The organism is Streptococcus sp. 53 (assembly GCF_013276565.1).
GTDB lineage: Bacteria > Bacillota > Bacilli > Lactobacillales > Streptococcaceae > Streptococcus.
In genome coordinates this window covers 1-18,620 of the sequence record NZ_VMLG01000011.1, presented here as the reverse complement: position 1 = coordinate 18,620, position 18,620 = coordinate 1, and the positions used below count along the sequence as shown (strand labels likewise).

The window sequence follows — 18,620 nt, the reverse complement described above, 5'->3', positions numbered from 1 at the left end:
AGAAAATTCTTGAATTTTCAGAAAATTCTATATACATATAAACATTTTAAATTAAAAACAACAAAGCGGATCAGGGCACTTTCTGATGACCAGAATATGCTTTTAATCCGCTTGCTTTAAATAACGTAATGTAATTTTTACAGAAGTTCTTTCAGATAAGTGTATTTAACATCTATCTTGCATTATAAAACTCTAGAACTTTCTCTTTTATATTCGATTCACTCAAACCATACTCATTAAGAAGATAATCCATTTTCCCAACTTGACCGAATCTTTCTTGAACACCCATCCGATGAATTTTTGTTATTCCATCATCAGAGAATAATTCACATAAAGCACTGCCAATTCCACCTATCTGATTGTGGTTTTCTACAGTAAATATAGTTTTTCCACTTAACATTGTTTTTATCTGTTCTGGTATCGGTTTAATTCTAAATAAATCTATCACACCTACTGAATAACCTAATTTAGACAGTTCATCCGCAACTCGAATACTTGGAGCAACCATTATGCCAGAAGCAACTATTACAACATCTTCACCGTGTCTTAACTCAATGTAGCCTTTAGAAAAGTCTTCTCCACCTTGATATACAGCCTCTGGAGCTTTTCTAATTGTTCGAATATATTTTAGTCCTTTTAAGTATAATGTCTGGTTCAAGATTTCATGAAATTGGATATCATCAGTTGCTTCAAAAATGATTGATTTAGGAATTAAACGTAACAATCCAATTTCTTCAAATGGCATATGTGTTCCACCATTCATCTCTGCCGTTACTCCTGCATCTGAGCCAATCACAGTGGCATCCAATTGTGCGTACCCAAGAGAAATAAATAATTGATCAAATACTCTTCTTGAAGCAAAAGGGCCAAATGTATGAAGATAAGGTCTAAACCCCTGAATAGATAAACCTGCTGCAAGCCCGACCATTTCTGCTTCCATTATTCCAACATTCACATAACGGTCTCCAAAGTCCTTTTCAAGATTATTAGTAGCCATAGAACTTGACAAGTCTGCTTCTAAAACTACTATATCAGAATAACTTTGGTTAGCCTCTAGAAGGAAATCTCTATACACATGTCGTAATTCTTTCGTACTTCTCATCATTCTGTTTCCTCCAATTCCTGACTTAATCTTTCTACAACTGAAGTTAACATTTGTCTCTCCTCTACAGTAGGGCGAAGATGATGATTGGATTTCATTTCTTCCAGCTCTCGAACTCCTTGACCTTTAATAGTGTCTAATACAATACACTTAGGGGATGAATTATTTGACTGTTTTAATTGGATAATCCCTTCATAAATTTCTCTAATATCTGAACCATTGACCCTAATGGATTCAAATCCAAATGATGAGAATTTTTCTACAAAATCACCTGGATTACAAATATCCTTTGTAAAACCATCTAATTGTTTTTTGTTATCGTCTACAAATACAATTAAATTAGATAACTGTTGATGAGAAGCAAACTGTATAGCCTCCCAACATTGTCCCTCATTTAACTCACCATCTCCAACAATAGCATAGGTATAAAAGGGACTTTTTCTTATTCTCTGACCATATGCAAGTCCGGTTGCAACACTAATTCCTTGTCCTAAAGAGCCCGTTGTCATATCTATGCCTGGCGTTAGATTTCTATCAGGATGAGACGGTAATTTGGTTCCATTTGTATTTAAAGAATATAAGAATTCTTTGTCAAAGAAACCATTCAAATAGAGTGTACTGTATAGAGCTGGTCCTCCGTGACCTTTTGATAATATGAAATAATCTCTATCTCGCGATGCAAATATTTCTGGAGTCATTGGCATTATTTCACCATAAAGCACTGCTAGAACTTCTACGATAGACAGGCTCCCTCCATAATGACCAAATCCAAGATGATTCAAGGTTTCAAGAGTATTTAATCGGATGTTAGTCGCAAATTTTCTTAACTCATCTTCTCTATTTTTACTTAAAATCATCCCTTATTCCTCCTTTACAGATGGCTTTTTAATAAAGGATACTCCAAACATAACTGCTAAAATAAGAACAAGACCAATCACAATGCCTGCTTGTGAGCCAAATTGATTTAACATTCCTAAAATAATTCCTGATAGACCAAAATCTGCATCTGAGAAAGTTGATCCTTGGAAACCAAGTCCTCCCAAAACTGGCATTAAAAAGACTGGAAGAAAACTGATTAAAATACCTTGTAAAAATGCTCCAATAGTAGCTCCACGAACACCACCAGATGCATTCCCAATAACACCTGCAGTCGCTCCACAGAAGAAATGAGGCACAACACCTGGTAAGATAACAACCGTTCCTGAAGCAATCATAATTGCCATACTTACTAAACCACCAATAAAACTAGAGATAAATCCAATTAGAACTGCATTGGGTGCATAAGTATAAACAATCGGACAATCCAAAGCAGGTTTTGAATTAGGTACAAGACGCTCTGAAATACCTTTAAAGGCTGGAACAATTTCACCCAAAATAAGGCGAACACCTGCTAAAATAACAAATACCCCTGCTGCAAATTGACCTGCTAATTGTAAAGCATAAACTAGACCACTTGTACCACTACTAATTTCTTTTTCTATATATTCTGACCCTGCAAAGATAGCTACAATAATGTAAATAACTGCCATAGATAAAGTGATACTAACAGTACTATCACGTAAAAAAGCTAAACTCTTTGAAAATTTAATGTCCTCTGTTGATTTTGATTTGTCACCGATAAGGCTACCAGTAAAACCACTCAACCAATATCCCAAAGAACTGAAATGACCTAAAGCCACCTTGTCATTTCCAGTTAATTGAACCATATATTTTTGCACAAATGCTGGGGAAATACTCATAATAATACCGAGTGCTAAGCCTCCTAGTAAGATAAGAGGCAAACTTGTAAAGCCAGCAACTGATAAAATGACCGCAATCATACACGCCATATATAGAGTGTGGTGCCCTGTTAAAAAGATATATTTAAATCGAGTAAAACGAGCAATTAAGATATTGAATACCATACCTGCAAACATAATCATTGCAGTAGCTGAGCCATATGTTGTTAAAGCTACAGCTACAATTGCTTCATTATTTGGTACAACGCCAGATAAATGAAAAGCATGCTCAAACATGGTACCAAATGGATTTAAAGAATTTTGCACAATTCCTGCACCACCAGATACAACTAAGAAACCAACAAAGGTCTTAATTCCGCCTTTAATAATATCAGGTAATTTCTTCTTCTGAAGCACTAATCCTAAGATTGCAATTAAAGCTACTAAAATAGCTGGTGTACTAACAATATCCAATATGAACTTCATCATGACGCTAGCCTCCTATATAAGTTCTTTTTCTTCACAAATTTTAGTAATTAATTCTCGTAGCTCGTCCATATCAATAATACTATTTAAGATACGAACATCTCCAAGATGACTAGCTGAATCAGCTAGATCACGACCAACAATCCAAATATCAGCTGCATTTGGATCTGCTCCACCTAAATCATAGTGTTCAACTTCTACATCTGAAACATTCAAATCACTCAATACAGATTCAATATTCATCTGTACCATAAAACTTGAACCTAATCCTGAACCACAAGCTGTACCAATTTTTAACATTATCTAATCCTCCTGTTTAATTATCATTTCAATGTCATCATAGTTTTTTGATGATATTAAAGTTTGAACATGATTTTTATCTCTTAAAATTGTTGTTAAATGTGACAAAGCCTTTAAATGACTCTCATTATCAATGGCTGCAATACAAATCAACAATCTTACCTCTTGTTCTGGATTATCCAATAAATAAATCGGTTCTTCCAAAACTAACATTGACATTCCTATTTCATTCACACCTTCATCTGGCCGAGCGTGAGGAATTGCTACTCCCTTCCCTAAATTAATAAAAGGCCCAAACTCTTCTACTTTTTGAATCATTGCCTCAGGGTAGTTCTCAGTTATCTTATCTTGATCCAAAAGCGGTTTAGCTGCTAAACGAATCGCCTCCTTCCATCCTAATTTTTGCGAACTAACCTGATAGGTTTCTTTGGTAATAAGTTGTTCTAGCACTGGTACAATTTCCTTTCTATCATTTTTTTGATAAAGATAATTCTTTAACGCCAATCTTAATTCCAATTCTTGTGTAATAATTCCATATCTTTTGACAATATTCAGGATTTGTTCAATCTCAAAATCCCCATACTCTAAATTCGGAAAATCTTTTAACACTAGTTCTACTAGTTGTATTGCTTGCTCTTCAGTCATCATAACCGAAACTAGATAATTTGGCTTTTCTGTCTCCACCTTTATGGTAGAAAAAACCATATCATAGTCACTACTAGTTTTCGCCTGTAAATCATCAATCTTTGAGGTTCCTATGAACTCAATTTGAGGAAATAATGCTAATAGATTCTCTTTTAACATCAATGAAGAACTAACACCATTAGGACAAATGATTGCTGCTTTATACCATTTTTGAGGCAAAGTATCTGCTTTCTTTAAATAACCTCCGAAATGGATAACAAAATATGCTGTTTCACTATCAGGTATGGGATTGTCAATAGCATCCATCAAGGGCATCAAAGAATCTTTGACTAACTCAAATAAATCAGGATAATGTTCTTTAACATGCAATACATATTCATTTGAACTAGGTAGGCCGAACTTTAATCTATAGTAAGCCGGTATAAGGTGGCGGCGAAGATTTTCTCTCAATCCTTCCCTTTGTTTAAAATGTAACAAAGAAATATCTTCCATTCTACTTATAATAGCCTCTGTTAGTTGATTAAAGTAAACCGGAGCAACATCTACTTCACCTTCAAAGCAACTTGATAATAAAACTGTGATATAGCGATAATCATCCTCAGAAAACACCGTATCTATAATTCCCAAATCAACCACTGTATCCAATAAAATAGTCGTTATATCTTGAATAACAGGAGATACTAATGTCTCTGAAAGACATACTCTTTCAACATCCCTTTGATACCTACACAGAATGAATACTAAACCGAAAAGGTAAATTTTTAATTGATTAACAATAGGTACTAGCTGTAGCTTCTCATAATAATCTTTAACTACCTGATCAATCAAATCATAAGTTAATGAATACCCCCAACTGGATAAAACATAATCCAAACCCCAAATCCCTATGGAGGATTCCAGCAACTCACTAACCATTTGAAAAGCTAAACGGTGCTTATTCCACTCTGAACCGTGTAAAGTATAACCTTTTGCTCTACTGTACCCTAGCTCCAAATCATTATCTAACATAATCTTTCTTAATGATTGAATATCAGATAAGGTTGTATTCTTACTTACTTTCAAAAAGTCTTGGTAATGATTATTTGATATAAAATCTAATCGGCAAAAAGTGTAAAGATAGATTAAAGCTAAGCGAGTCGACTTTGGTAAAACCAATTCATCCGACTTAATAATATCTGTCAAAGACTGCTTCGTACGATTTGATAAACTATAGCGACCTTGCTTTTTATCCAGCACTATCCCTTTATTAGCTAGATAAGGCACTAAATAATCTATTCCTTCTTTGACTTCCTTTATAGGTAAGCTCACCTTAACAGATAACTCATATAATGATAGCTCACAATGATCCATCAAAGTCATCAAAATAACTAGTGCTCTATAATCAAACATTTCTCTTCCTTTCTAACTACAATTATAGTGTAAAAGTTATAAGAATAAAAGAGTATTTGAGCACAATATAATCTCACCTTTTAAAAGAAATTATTGGGCTGAAAGTTTTTAGTAATTATTTTTCTACTTTTTCTTGACGTTATAAATTAAAGCGATATCATTTAGATAACAATTAATAGGAATGGTTGAAATGGCACTAGAACGGCTCAATGAAGGGGAATTGGTAGAGCTTGACGAAGAACGAAAAGCTGCCATGGTTTCAAATCTCCTTGTCGTTCTTTGTGGCAATCATGATGCACAACCAATTGTCAACACAGGAAGTCTTTACTAAAGATGGCTGAAGCTAAAAAAAAGCAGATCCCCCTTCGACTCTCAACAAAGTTATACGCTGCACTCGCATCATGGGCAGAAGATAACTTCCGATCAGTCAATGGGCAAATCGAGTATCTCCTCACAGAATGTGTCAAGCAACGGAAAAAAGACGGAAAATACGTATCAGAAACCATTGACGAACCATTTGAGATTGATATTTAACATTTTCTCCTGTCTGCTAGGTCTGACAGGAGAATTTTTTCATCTTTTTTTGTCAAGTAACTTTACTTTACAAAAAAAATGTGTTATTCTAATATGGTTGATGAAAATCAGTAGATTGAATCGAATATAAATACCTAAAGGAGAAATCAAAATGGCAGTACCTGCACGTCGCACTTCAAAAGCGAAGAAAAACAAACGTCGTACACACTACAAAGTAACAGCTCCGTCTGTAAACTTTGACGAAACTACTGGAGATTACTCACGTTCTCACCGTGTATCACTTAAAGGATACTACAAAGGACGTAAAATCGCTAAAGCTGCATCAGCTGAATAATAGAAGGGAGATACCATGCGCGTAAATATTACACTTGAACACAAAGAATCTGGTGAACGCTTGTACCTTACTTCTAAAAACAAACGTAACACTCCAGACCGTCTTCAATTGAAGAAATACTCACCAAAACTTCGCAAACACGTTGTGTTTACAGAAGTGAAGTAAGCATTCAATACGAATCAATACAGAAGAAAAACGCTTAATCAGCGTTTTTTCTTTTTGTTAATTTCAGTACATTGCAAGGGAAATCATTCGAATGACTACATTTTTCACTACATTTTCAGATAAATCATGACCACCCGTCAAACGGGTGGTTTGTCCCAGGGCTATAAGCCCAAATTACCAGCCAGCGCCTAAAGACGCTGGCTTTCACTTTGTTCAAGCCTCATTGCTCTTGACTCGTCACTTGCCTCTTAAAGAGGCTTTAGTATTACTTACCACTATCCCTAAAGGGATCCTCATATTCTTTTATACTCAATTTATCTAGTGCTATATCATGCTTTACTCGTTCTCAAATTTTCATATTCGTGAAGAAATCATCCACTGGATAATTTCTTTAATCTTGACTATATTTCTTAATTGTGGCTTTATTAAGCCCTACTGTGCTCACATAATAATCTTCCGCCCAGAAATGCCGATTCCCAAACTTGTACTTGAGATTGGCGTGTTTGTCAAACATCATGAGTGCACTTTTTCCTTTTAAATAACCCATGAAACTCGAAATACTTATCCTTGGTGGAATACTTACTAACATATGTACATGGTCTGGCATTAAGTGACCCTCGATAATTTCAACTCCTTTATAACTACACAAACGATGAAATATTTCGCCTAAACTACTTCGATATTGATTATAGATGACTTTTCGTCTATACTTAGGGGTGAATACAATGTGATACTTACAGTGCCACTTTGTGTGCGATAAACTATGAGTCTTTTGTGCCATATTTTTCTCCTTTCGCTTTACAATTGGCTTGAACACCTTTATTGTATCGCGTTTGGAGTTTTTTGGGTATAACCTTCAACGCGCACCCGCATAGCGGGTAGTTTTTTTGTCTCGCACCTAACGGAGCGAGACGGACTGAAAGTCACATAACAAAAAAGCATTCCGTAAATTTTTACGAAATGCTAATTAACATATTTTAGTTTTAAGAACTACCTTATTATTGTTCTATGAGTGCTCATAAAGTTTTTGTCACTTTCTATATTTACTTAAAAAATAAATAAGTAAGTAACAAATATATTTTTTCAAGCTAGATACTAACTTCCAGCATTTTTAGAATCATCAAAGCGATATTCTTGTTTTCTATCATCAATTTCAATCGTCAATAATTTATCCTTAAGTTCTCCTACTTTTGTATTCGAATTATCTCTTATTGTCATGCTGATTGCATCATAACTATATTTATTATTTCCAATTCTTAACTGATTCTTTTCTAAATAAATTATTTCATTTTCATCGTTGCTTGATAACTCTTTTTTGTTTTTTATGATTTTATATTCTCCTCTCCCATGAGTTTCCATTTTAGAATTTAAAATACTATTAAAAAATAGTGTAACTATTAGCAATGCTAGAAATACCAACCAAACATTATGATCAGGCCTCTTCAATTTCCTCAGGCGTTCATTTTTCCTCATAATATAAAAATCATTTAATGTACTTGAATGGTCTAAAATAAAGTAGTCTTTATCGATTTTTAAAATATGATTGGAGATAATTTTAAAATTTTGAGTATGGCCTGATTTATCCATTAATACATTATCAGACAATCTATAATACTCTGTTTTTGTGGGCATGTTTTTTATAAACGTATTTTTGTATCTATAATAGTATATTTCTTTATCAACACTGAACTTCTTTTTATTTCTAATTTTAAAATATTTTCCATCTCGATTTAAGAATCCATCTTCATTAATCACAGGTAATAAAAATCTGCAAATCATATTAATTAAACTTTCTTTATATTCAAAAAGAATAATAAAGGAAAAGAAAACAATTAATAGTTTTACTAATGCACTGTAAACAGTAAAATAAGAAAGGTAAGTTGTGTTTCCTGCTTCAATATTACTTGAAGTTGAAATATTAACAAAATATAAAAATACATTACTGTTTGTAATTTTTTCCGATAACAACAAAGAAAAATATAATAGAGGAACGAACAATAACACATTGAACTTCATTTTGAAGAAGCTCTCCTTTAGTTCAGTATCAGACTCTCCCATTTGAGGACGTATTTTTTTAGGAAGTAAGTATTGAATATCTTCATTCAAAATTTGAAGAAGAACAGAGACCAGTATAAGAGATATAAAAGTCCAATTGAAGAATGAAGATTCAATTCCTACTATTGAAAATAAAAATATGGGTATAGCAATCACTAAAAGCAATAAGTAAGGGGAAATGTTTGATAAATAACTAAAAATTCTAGTAAATAGTAATATTGTTATCACTATGAAAATGAAATTTTCAATAAAAATACCGTAGGGAGTATTATATAGCCACTCTTCACCCATCATTATTAGAATAGATGTTCGTAATATAAAAAACAAAAAAAGGTATCTAATTATACAGAAAATAATTTTAAATATACCTCTAAGTGAGATAGTATTTGATATTTTAGTTATTTGACTGTTTAAGTCTCCTAGGTCCGTATTTACATTTTCTTTCTCTAGGAACCAAACACATACCATTAAACTTAGATAGCAAATAAGCGCAATAATAAAATATATTTTCTTTTCCATATCTGAAAATATGAAGTAGATTAGAAAAAATAAATTTACTATATCTAAAATCGTTGAGATTACGTAATTATACTTCATTGGTTTTCGTATAAAAAAACTATTTATCATATTTAAAATTTCCTTTATTTATATCAAATTCCATAATTCATTCTCTACTAAGATCTATAAAACTAAATATTTTAAGATTTTGTTAAACTATAAATTCCTTAATCTGTCTGCCCCCTCATCTTTAGTTATTTCATAGTTATAAAACGGCAATCCAATAATCCGATATCGTTCATCATCGACTAATGTTTTTGATTCTGATTGAAGAGAGGTAAACTGGAAAAATAATATTACTTTTGGCATCTTTTAACGGAGATTTATATTTTATGTCGAGCAATTGTTCATACGAATTGCTTCCGATAATTTCCAAATTGTGTCTATTCTATCCCTGTTATTAGTCAATGACTTATAATTTAAACGCTCACTACTAATATGTAGGAGCTATTTTTTCTTGAACAAGCGGATGTAGTCCTGTTTACTATGAATAATATCTGATATAAAGACAGCTTTTTTATCCTCTAAAATATGATAGAAGGCTAGGTAATCGCCTAAAATGATGCATCTGGTTTTGTGGGGTGGGTATATAATACCTCCTACTCTTTCATCAGCATCGAATCCTGCTTCTGGGAAGACTTCAAGACGCTCCGAATATTCTTAACTGTGTTTGCTCCTGCCTGTTCTGAAAAGTAGTTAGCTGAGATATAATCTTTAATACCTCTTAGCTGTTCTTGTACCGTTTCGGAGATAATAAGGCCATATGAGTTCTCGTTAAATTCCAAGATTAGCCCTCACTTCATCAAGGCTGCAAGTTCTTCCATGTTCTAAATCTTCAAAGCTACGGCCAATTTCAGCACGCAACTTTGATAGAAGTTCTTCTCTTTCTTTGTCTACTTGGATTTCAAATGGCAAGGCTTTATTTTCTACAATATGCTCTAAAAACAAGTTAAAACTGACTGTCATATCAAGATTTTGCGCTGTGATAATAGCTTTAGCCTTCTCTAACAAGTCTCTGTTAGTTTTAAAGTTTACCTGTGTGTTTTTTTCTAAAACATCCATAGTAGTACCTCCTTTTAGACCATTATATCACTTTAAACTATGCAGATCTAGTTACGTATAGCTACCTATAACTGTATATTAAAAAGCTATTTTAAAAACAAAAAAAGCACTAAAGGGAAGCGCCCAAAAGTGCTTAATATCAGGAACTTAAAAATGATGAGTTCAGCAGGCAAAAAACTAGCACGGCCAAGCGGTGCTTTTTCTATTACAATTATAGTTTTCAGGAGCCAATCTAGGAATATTTAAATGAAATGTAAGTAATTATCACTAATAAAATAATCAATGAAAAATAAAATGAATGACGTAAATAAAAATGCTTCCACTTGTGCGAACAACCCTCTTTGCATTTACTGCTCATGCAGTTTCCAATTTCCTTATTGGTGATTCTAGCAATCCATAATAACAATGAATACATCAATGTTATTACACCAATTAACATCAGACATGAAATTATTATCATCTTAGAAAGATTCATATTTAATAAATCATCTCCGATATCAAAAACAGCTCTTGCTACTTCAATGCCTCCAAACATTACAAAAACAAATGCTGAAAAAATCCCTAAAATTGCTATGAAATCCGTGTAGATAGATGATTTTGTTTGTTCAATATCGTCAGATTGTTCCTGTACAGTTTTAAGAAGTTTATTAGAGTTGGCTGATTGCCCCTGTATATATTTAATAAAATATTTAGCTTGACTTAGTTGGCTTTTAGCTTCTGTAAGAGTATTATTAGAGGCGTCTGATTTTTTCTTTACATCTTGAAGAATTAATCTAGCTTGGTTTAGTTGGCTATTGACATCTTTTAACCCCTGCTCCACTTCCTTAGCAACCCTTGATATATAAGATTTCTGAATTTGAGATAAGCTATAATTAGAACTTATTTTCTTAAGGTTCTTATCTAGTATTAATTTCTTAGCGTTATCATCTGCTTCTATAGTTGAAGATAAATAATCGATGTTCCTATTTAACGTTTCATTGAGCTCATTGCTATTTTCATTCTGGTATACAAATTCAGCAATATAATCGTATGGAATTACTAAATTTTCCTCAGTTAAATTATCTTGAAGCGATTTTACAATACCATCATCATGATTAGAGATATCACCAACTAAAAGAAGTTGGATAAAACTTGTACTTATCTGAGCCATTCTAACTCCTCTGGATGGTTGTTAAAATAATTCAATATCTCTTCATTTGTGTATTTTATCCCTTGAACACCATCACTAATTAACTTTTCGTACTTTTTCCATGGTTCCTGTTTATGAGTTTTCTCCACTATATCAAAAATATCTACATCAGAAAATCTATCAATAACTTTCTTTAACAAATTAGCATCAAGTTCTGGAATATCTTGTGGTTGATACTTAAATATTTTTATGTTTCCTAATGAATTATTTTCTATATTCTCAAAATGAAAATATTCTTTAACAATATCCTGTTTTGTTATTTGAAAAGCTCCGAATCTTTTATATTCATGATATACACTTGGTACAACGGGACCATATTTCCATTTCTCCATTTGTTCCTCAAAAAGAGGATTTTTAGTGTCAACAATTTTAATTACATTGGCAAAATATAATATTTTTTGTAATATGAGGTTGTTAATTGAATAGCTCTTATCGTTAGAATATTCAATTATATAGTTCGCAATAAATAATGGTGGTTGCATTACTGAATCTCCTTTTACTCTTATTATATCACGTAGTTTAAGGACTACAAAACATTTTAGTATTTTTCTTTCTCAATACCCAAACAATAAAACACTAGCCACTCGTTTAAACACACGTTTCAAACATGCTAGTGTACCTAATATTGGTTTTCATGGTTTTCGCCATACTCACGCTAGTCTCTTGCTAAACTCTGGAATACCATATAAAGAATTACAACACCGTCTAGGTCATTCTACACTAGCTATGACTATGGACACTTACAGTCATCTCTCCAAAGAAAAAGCAAAAACAGCCGTCTCATTTTATGAGAAAGCTGTTAGTTCTTTGTGAAGGGGGACAAAAAGGGGGACAAACCCAGAAATCAAGCTTTTAAGACAAAGCAAAAAGCCCACTGTTGTAGGCTTCTTACAATATAAAGTCTTATCTTAAAGCATTTTGTTGTAGAATTCAACGACAAGTGCTTCGTTGATTTCTGGGTTGATTTCGTCGCGTTCTGGCAAGCGAGTCAATGAACCTTCCAATTTTTCAGCGTCGAATGATACGAATGCTGGACGTCCAAGAGTAGCTTCTACTGCTTCAAGGATTGCTGGAACTTTCAATGATTTTTCACGAACTGAGATCACTTGACCTGGAGTTACGCGGTATGATGGGATATCAACGCGTTTTCCGTCAACAAGGATGTGACCGTGGTTTACGAATTGACGAGCTTGACGACGAGTAGTCGCAAGACCAAGACGGTAAACAACGTTATCCAAACGGCGTTCCAAAAGAAGCATGAAGTTGAAACCTAGGATTCCGCCTTTGATTTTTGTAGCTTGTACGAACAAGTTACGGAATTGTTTTTCACCTACACCGTAAGTGAAACGAAGTTTTTGTTTTTCAGCCAATTGCAAACCGTATTCTGACAATTTAGAACGGTTGTTTGGTCCGTGTTGTCCTGGTACGTAGTTACGACGTGCCAATTCTTTACCTGTACCTGTAAGTGAAAGGCCAAGGCGACGAGCTTGTTTCCAAGATGGTCCTGTATAACGTGACATGTGAATGTCCTCCTGATATAAATAATATTTCGGTGGAAATAGTCACTTAGAAAGCCCTGATTCGTGCAGATGCCCTTCGCCTAAACAGCCAAGGTTACTTATCATAAGACACCTGTTGACGAGCTTCATGCTTTCCTGCTGATATTTCACACAAAATCCATTTTACCATGAATGGCTAGATTTGTAAAGGGGTTTTAAGCTTTATTTTCACTGCCAGAGAGATTGAGAACAAGGGTAAAGGTGCTTCCTAGACCGTACTGGCTGCTGACTGTGATTTCTCCACCCAATTGATGGGCCAATTCACGCGCAATCGCAAGACCCAAGCCATGACCACCTGTTTTCATGTTACGCGAAGTCTCTACACGATAAAGGCGTTTGAAAATATTCTCCAAATCCTCTGGGGAAATCCCCTGCCCCTCATCGGTCACACTGATTGAAAGCTGGTTCTTCTCCAGCTTAGCCACCACTTTCAGCTTGGTTCCTGGAGCAGAATATTTAAAAGCGTTATTGAGCAGATTCACCAAGATACGAGAAAGCTTTGCATAATCTCCCTCAATCCGGGCAGACTCTGGGATTACCTGCAAGTGGACATCTCTTCTCTCCTGCTCAATCAAAAACTGAAATTCACTCATGCACTCAATTAAGAGCTTGTCCAGAAAAATACTGTCTTTACTGGTAGTTTCCACCTGATTTCTAGCTGTGTTTAGGGTCAAAAAATTCAACTCCTCAACCAGTTTATTGAGCCTCTCCGTCTGGCGTCCAATGGTTGCTAGATAATGGGCTTGTTCTCCTTCCTTGATAACCCCATCCAAAATCCCTTCTACCGTCGCTTGGATTGAAGTGATAGGAGTCTTAATATCATGCGAAAGTTGAGCAATCATCAAGCCCTTTTCTCGTTCGCTTTCTTCCAAGGAATCAAAGCTTGCCTGCAAATCATGGGACATTTCATTGAAAGCTTGGCCTAATTGTTGAAATTCTACAGGACCTTGAACCTCCAGATTTGAAGGAAAGTCCTTATCTGCTACCCTCTTGGCATGTTCCTTGAGTTTGCCCAATGAAGTAAAGACAGGCGATAGGAGAAAGAGACTAATCCCAGCACCGATAAAACTAGCCACGAGAGTCATACCCACTAGGAAATAAATTTCTCTTTCTTCAATTAGCATTCGCTGGATGGCCCAAAAAACCACGATAATCGTTAGGAGTGTTGAAATGACATACCCCACTAAAATATAACTTTTTAATTTCATTAACTACCTCGTGCTTTCTCAATCTTATATCCCAACCCCCAAACTGTCTTAATAGTGGGCGTTTGGTCACTACTATATTTTGCCAACTCCTGTCGAAGAGCATGGATATGCACATTCAAGGTATTAGTATCATCCACGTAGTCTTCTTGCCAGACCTTTTCATAGAGGTCTGTCTTGGAGAAAACTCGCTCTGGATTGCTAGCTAAAATCCACAGCAATTCAAACGATTTAACAGTCAAATCCAGCATTTCTTCTCCTATTTGAACTTCATGACTACTATGATTCATTTTCAGATTGCCAAGGGAAATCAGCTCTGTTTCGCCCCCACGATGAAGACGGCGCAAAATATTGTGGACACGCAAAACCAGCTCACGAGGGCTAAAGGGCTTAGCAATAAAATCATCTGCTCCCAAGCTCAGACCGTAAATCTTGTCCTGTTCACTGGTCTTAGCAGTAATAAATAGGAAAGGCTGCTCTGGTGATAAGTATTGAACCTCACCGATTAAATCATAACCATCCATCCGAGGCATCATGACATCTGTGATAATCAAATCAATCGGTTTTTTCTTGAACAGCTCTAGCGCTTCCAGTCCATCATGGGCTACCAAGACCTGATAACCTGCCTGAATTAAGTATCTCTGATGAATATCTGTGATTTCTACCTCGTCGTCAACGAGTAAAATTGTCTTTCCCATCTGCCTCTCCTTTGATAAAAACAGTGCTATACTGCTTTAAGTATAACACTATTTTTATTGTTTTACGATGATTTTAATCTGCTATTGAAAGAAATACCTGATAGCTGATTGAGTTGGTAAACTAGCCTTAGTCAGCCCACTATCCCTCATTTATTTCCTTAGCTGATTAGTTTTCTTCTTTTTTGTTTTTCAAACCTAGACCACCGAGTAAACCTGCAATCGCAAGCCCAAGGAAACCAATACTTGCCATTGATGTTTGAGCTTCACCAGTATTTGGTAGCATAGCTTTATCATCTGACATCATCGTATCAGCCATCTTGTTAGCAGAAGCAGCCATGTTTTCACCTGCCATCGTATTGGTAGAGCTTGTCATGGTGTCAGCAGGCATGCTATCTGTAGTACCTGGAGCTGGAGTCTCAGTCTTCATACCTGATTTTTCCATTTGGTCATTTGCTGGCATTGCTTTATCAGTCTCTTTGGCTGGTGCTATCATGTCCTTATGGTCAGCAGCTGTTTGATGAGTCGCACCTGTAGCATGACTGTGATTCATCGGAGTCACGCCAGAACCAGAGTTAGAAGGTGAGAATGAACCATTTGCTGTGCCTGATGTTTCTTTAACATTTATCTTAATAGTAACTTGTTTAGTTGCTACGATGTTTGTCAAATCTGCTTTACCGTCTTTGTTACCGTAAACTTTAACAGTAGCTTTATAAGTTTGAGTACCATTAGCACGAAGCTGATCAATTAAATCTTGACCTTGTTTACCAACAGTATTGCCATTTAAGTCTACTTCATAGAAGTATTGACCTTTTGTTTTCACATTTTCTCCTAATGGAGATAAAGCAGGATTTTTAGCTACACCATTATCAGACCATGGAGCCTTATCAGAAGCTTTGAGCAAGAGACGAGTCAACATACCATCACCAGCGAAGAGTTCATAAGGAATTACTTGATTTACACCGGCAGTGAAAGGACCTTTTCCTTCAGCTTTTTCAAGATAAGCAGCAGGAACATCAATACTGTCTTTAACGTTATCTTTAACAGCTTTTTCGACAGTTTCTTTAGCAACTAATCCATTGATGTTGATGTCTACATTTTTAGTAGCAACTAGATTAGTCAAGTCAGCTTTACCGTCTTTATTTCCGTAAACTTTAACAGTAGCTTTATAAGTTTGAGTACCATTAGCACGAAGCTGATCAATTAAATCTTGACCTTGTTTACCAACAGTATTGCCATTTAAGTCTACTTCATAGAAGTATTGACCTTTTGTTTTCACATTTTCTCCTAATGGAAATAAAGCAGGATTTTTAGCTACACCATTATCAGACCATGGAGCCTTATCAGAAGCTTTGAGCAAGAGACGAGTCAACATACCATCACCAGCGAATAGTTCATAAGGAATTACTTGGTTTACACCGGCAGTGAAAGGACCTTTTCCTTCAGCTTTTTCAAGATAAGCAGCAGGAACATCGATACTGTCTTTAACGTTGTTTTCAACTGCAGAGTTAACATCACTTCTTGTTACAAGACCGTTCAAGGTAATATTGACTTTACGTTCCTTGACAACCTTAGTCAAATCAGGTTTATCTCCGGCTGCTTCATAGACAGTTAGGGTAGCTTCATAGGTATTTGTACCATTAGTACGAAGTGTATCTAATAAATCCTGATCTTGCTTACCTGTAGTGTTACCATTCAAAGATACTTGATAGTAATACTTGCCATCAGGTAAATTTTTCACTGGTGGAATTTTCGCGTTTTGAGCGACACCATTATCTGACCATGGAGCCTTGTCAGATGCTTTGAGTAAGAGACGAGTCAACATACCATCACCTGCGAAGAGTTCATATTTAAGCGGTTTGTTTACACCAGCCAAGAAAGGACCGGGAACTTTGGCTTGTTCTAGGTAGCCCGCTGGGACATCAATACTGTCTTTAACATCCTCATCGACAGCTTTTTCAATATCTGCTGGAGTTGCTTGTGTCCCTGCCACATCATCTGTATCTACAGCTTCTTTTAAGACATCTGTTAGCTCTGGATTTTCTTGAGTTTCTTCACCTTTTTCAAAAAGTGTATCCAGACGAGAAGGGCTTGTTTCCTCGCTCACTTCAGTTCCTTCTGTAGGTGTCGGAAGTGAATTCGTATTTCCAGCAACGACCTCAGGTTTCGCTTCAGCAAGAACGGTGTCTCCCTGAGTTTCTGCTAAGTCACCCTCTTTCGTTACCGATTCCCCTTCAGGTAAGACTTGAGCAGGGGTCGGATTGAGCCCATCGGCACGTACAGAACTTGGTTGACCAACTAGGACAAAAAAGCCACTGGCTACAACAACTGAGGCAACACCGACACTAAGACGGCGAATAGACCAACGAGTATATCTTTGATTTGGATTGAATTTCATAGGATTCTCCTTAGAGTTTTTCTTTATTTGATGACTCTAGTATAATCTCCTAAAATTAAAAAGGACTAAGAAAAAGTTAAAATTTTTCTTAAATCCCTCTTATAAAATACTTATATCAATTAAATCCATAAACAGATTTGGTGATTTGATAGACAACATTGGACAGTTTGCGAGCTGGCAAGACAGAATGTTTGGTCAAACGGCTGAGCATGGTCTTGCGAATAGCCTGAAAGACCTCTGGATTTTCCTGCTGAATATAGGTCCACAGCTCCCGTTTTTTTGCCAAATGCTCCGCTGTTCCTGCTCGGTTGAGCAAGGCACTGGAAATCACCGTCGTGATTTCAATGTGATTCAGCAAGTATTCTCGCATTTTGGGGTGGCCTACTTTGGACAAATCAAGTTGGTCTACCAAGAGTCGATTGACTTTCAGTTGCTGGTCAATGCGCTTAATCATCACTTGCTCATTGACAGACTGGTCCTCACGCCCAATCAAATATCGATAGAAATCGACAGGCAGATAGTACATGGTCTTGACCTGCTGGAGGGGTGTAAAGACAAAAAGATTATCGACATAAAAAGTATGCTCAGGCAGTTGGAACTGGATCGCTCGCAACAAATCTGTCCGGTAAATCAGCGAGTGCATCATGATATACTGGCCTTTGGAGAAATTTCCGACCTGGTCCCAGCCAAAAATCTGCTGGACAGGCAAGACTGACTCGTAACTCATACTCTTCTTACGAGACTGACCTTCCTTTTCATAGACAAAATTAGTCACAAAGGCGTCAACCTCTTGACCCTTGCTCTCAAGTTCCTGCAAGGTTTCAAGAATTTTCAGGTAAGCACGAGGATCCACCCAGTCATCACTGTCAACTACTTTAAAATAGCGCCCAGAAGCCTCTGCCAAGCCACGATTGACCGCACCGCCATGGCCCTTATTTTCCTGATAGATGGCTCTAACGATGTTAGGATACTTGATGGCTAAACGCTCAGCGATTTCCTGAGTCCGGTCCTGAGACCCATCATTGATAATCAAAATCTCAACTTGCTCACCACCAATCACTAGCGACTCCACACAGTAATGAAGATAGGCAGCGGCATTATAGCTAGGGATGGCGATAGACAATAACTTCATAATCTGCTCCTTTAGGGGACTGATTTTTTCTTATACTCTTCGAAAATCTCTTCAAACCGCGTCAACGTCGCCTTGCCGTATATATGTTACTGAC

The 18,620-nt window shown here is 35.8% G+C and carries 18 protein-coding genes and 3 pseudogenes; 5 read left to right on the top strand and 16 right to left on the bottom strand.

What is annotated here, in order from left to right; translation table 11 throughout:
• Window positions 1–172: 172 nt before the first annotated feature.
• From HT722_RS03840 to HT722_RS03820, 5 genes are read right to left on the bottom strand one after another with little or no spacing between them, the layout of a single operon-like run.
• Complete coding sequence (locus HT722_RS03840) at window positions 173–1,105, bottom strand: transketolase family protein (protein ID WP_173277662.1); 933 nt, start codon at window positions 1,103–1,105, stop codon at window positions 173–175.
• Window positions 1,102–1,959 (bottom strand): transketolase, encoded by an 858-nt coding sequence (locus HT722_RS03835; protein WP_166732271.1) that lies wholly within the window; start codon window positions 1,957–1,959, stop codon window positions 1,102–1,104. Before HT722_RS03835 ends, HT722_RS03840 begins: the two co-directional genes overlap by 4 nt.
• A gap of 3 nt (window positions 1,960–1,962) precedes the next feature.
• Entirely contained in the window at window positions 1,963–3,309 is a 1,347-nt protein-coding gene (locus HT722_RS03830) for a PTS ascorbate transporter subunit IIC (protein ID WP_173277661.1), read from the bottom strand.
• A gap of 12 nt (window positions 3,310–3,321) precedes the next feature.
• Window positions 3,322–3,606, bottom strand: a complete 285-nt coding sequence (locus HT722_RS03825; protein WP_000912473.1) for a PTS sugar transporter subunit IIB — start codon at window positions 3,604–3,606, stop codon at window positions 3,322–3,324.
• Between the two features lie 3 nt (window positions 3,607–3,609).
• On the bottom strand, window positions 3,610–5,640 hold the full coding sequence (locus HT722_RS03820; protein WP_173277660.1) for a BglG family transcription antiterminator: 2,031 nt from the start codon (window positions 5,638–5,640) through the stop codon (window positions 3,610–3,612).
• Between the two features lie 190 nt (window positions 5,641–5,830).
• On the opposite strand from HT722_RS03820, the gene HT722_RS03815 reads away from it, so the two are divergent.
• The 4 genes from HT722_RS03815 to rpmG all read left to right on the top strand — a co-directional run bounded on the left by HT722_RS03815 (window position 5,831) and on the right by rpmG (window position 6,673).
• The gene (locus HT722_RS03815; RefSeq protein WP_173277652.1) at window positions 5,831–5,971 is read left to right on the top strand and encodes a hypothetical protein; all 141 of its coding nucleotides are present in this window, start codon (window positions 5,831–5,833) and stop codon (window positions 5,969–5,971) included.
• A 2-nt stretch (window positions 5,972–5,973) separates the two neighbouring features.
• Window positions 5,974–6,174 (top strand): PTS ascorbate transporter subunit IIC, encoded by a 201-nt coding sequence (locus tag HT722_RS03810; protein WP_000796545.1) that lies wholly within the window; start codon window positions 5,974–5,976, stop codon window positions 6,172–6,174.
• 151 nt (window positions 6,175–6,325) lie between these two features.
• Window positions 6,326–6,508 carry a 50S ribosomal protein L32 gene (rpmF, locus tag HT722_RS03805; protein ID WP_000290417.1) on the top strand — a complete coding sequence of 61 codons (183 nt, stop codon included), beginning with the start codon at window positions 6,326–6,328 and terminating at the stop codon, window positions 6,506–6,508.
• Between the two features lie 15 nt (window positions 6,509–6,523).
• On the top strand, window positions 6,524–6,673 hold the full coding sequence (rpmG, locus tag HT722_RS03800; RefSeq protein ID WP_001265622.1) for a 50S ribosomal protein L33: 150 nt from the start codon (window positions 6,524–6,526) through the stop codon (window positions 6,671–6,673).
• 265 nt (window positions 6,674–6,938) lie between these two features.
• Here the strand turns inward: rpmG and tnpA are convergent.
• The 6 genes and pseudogenes from tnpA to HT722_RS03770 all read right to left on the bottom strand — a co-directional run bounded on the left by tnpA (window position 6,939) and on the right by HT722_RS03770 (window position 12,019).
• Window positions 6,939–7,454, bottom strand: a pseudogene (gene tnpA / locus HT722_RS03795) (IS200/IS605 family transposase).
• Between the two features lie 314 nt (window positions 7,455–7,768).
• Window positions 7,769–9,022, bottom strand: coding sequence for a hypothetical protein (locus tag HT722_RS03790; RefSeq protein WP_173277659.1), 1,254 nt, complete (start codon window positions 9,020–9,022; stop codon window positions 7,769–7,771).
• A gap of 711 nt (window positions 9,023–9,733) precedes the next feature.
• A pseudogene (locus HT722_RS03785) lies at window positions 9,734–10,071 on the bottom strand (type II toxin-antitoxin system RelE/ParE family toxin).
• A complete protein-coding gene (locus HT722_RS03780) occupies window positions 10,061–10,348 on the bottom strand; it encodes a type II toxin-antitoxin system RelB/DinJ family antitoxin (protein ID WP_173214595.1) in 288 nt (95 codons plus the stop codon). The pseudogene HT722_RS03785 and the gene HT722_RS03780 overlap by 11 nt, the downstream one beginning before the upstream one ends.
• 232 nt (window positions 10,349–10,580) lie before the next feature.
• Window positions 10,581–11,498: a hypothetical protein gene (locus HT722_RS03775; RefSeq protein ID WP_173214597.1), complete on the bottom strand. Its 918-nt coding sequence runs from the start codon at window positions 11,496–11,498 to the stop codon at window positions 10,581–10,583.
• Window positions 11,486–12,019, bottom strand: coding sequence for a type II toxin-antitoxin system antitoxin SocA domain-containing protein (locus HT722_RS03770; protein ID WP_173214599.1), 534 nt, complete (start codon window positions 12,017–12,019; stop codon window positions 11,486–11,488). Before HT722_RS03770 ends, HT722_RS03775 begins: the two co-directional genes overlap by 13 nt.
• A 40-nt stretch (window positions 12,020–12,059) precedes the next feature.
• On the opposite strand from HT722_RS03770, the pseudogene HT722_RS03765 reads away from it, so the two are divergent.
• Window positions 12,060–12,350: pseudogene (locus HT722_RS03765) on the top strand (tyrosine-type recombinase/integrase); the annotation flags it as partial.
• Window positions 12,351–12,445: 95 nt separating this feature from the next.
• Here the strand turns inward: HT722_RS03765 and rpsD are convergent.
• The 5 genes from rpsD to HT722_RS03740 all read right to left on the bottom strand — a co-directional run bounded on the left by rpsD (window position 12,446) and on the right by HT722_RS03740 (window position 18,526).
• Entirely contained in the window at window positions 12,446–13,057 is a 612-nt protein-coding gene (gene rpsD, locus HT722_RS03760; RefSeq protein ID WP_000092756.1) for a 30S ribosomal protein S4, read from the bottom strand.
• Between the two features lie 194 nt (window positions 13,058–13,251).
• Window positions 13,252–14,304, bottom strand: coding sequence for a HAMP domain-containing sensor histidine kinase (locus HT722_RS03755; protein ID WP_173277658.1), 1,053 nt, complete (start codon window positions 14,302–14,304; stop codon window positions 13,252–13,254).
• Complete coding sequence (locus HT722_RS03750) at window positions 14,304–14,999, bottom strand: response regulator transcription factor (RefSeq protein WP_173277657.1); 696 nt, start codon at window positions 14,997–14,999, stop codon at window positions 14,304–14,306. Before HT722_RS03750 ends, HT722_RS03755 begins: the two co-directional genes overlap by 1 nt.
• 166 nt (window positions 15,000–15,165) lie before the next feature.
• On the bottom strand, window positions 15,166–17,394 hold the full coding sequence (locus tag HT722_RS03745; protein ID WP_173277656.1) for a PavB family fibronectin-binding SSURE repeat adhesin: 2,229 nt from the start codon (window positions 17,392–17,394) through the stop codon (window positions 15,166–15,168).
• A 115-nt stretch (window positions 17,395–17,509) separates the two neighbouring features.
• A complete protein-coding gene (locus tag HT722_RS03740) occupies window positions 17,510–18,526 on the bottom strand; it encodes a glycosyltransferase family 2 protein (protein WP_173277655.1) in 1,017 nt (338 codons plus the stop codon).
• Between the last annotated feature and the right edge of the window lie 94 nt (window positions 18,527–18,620).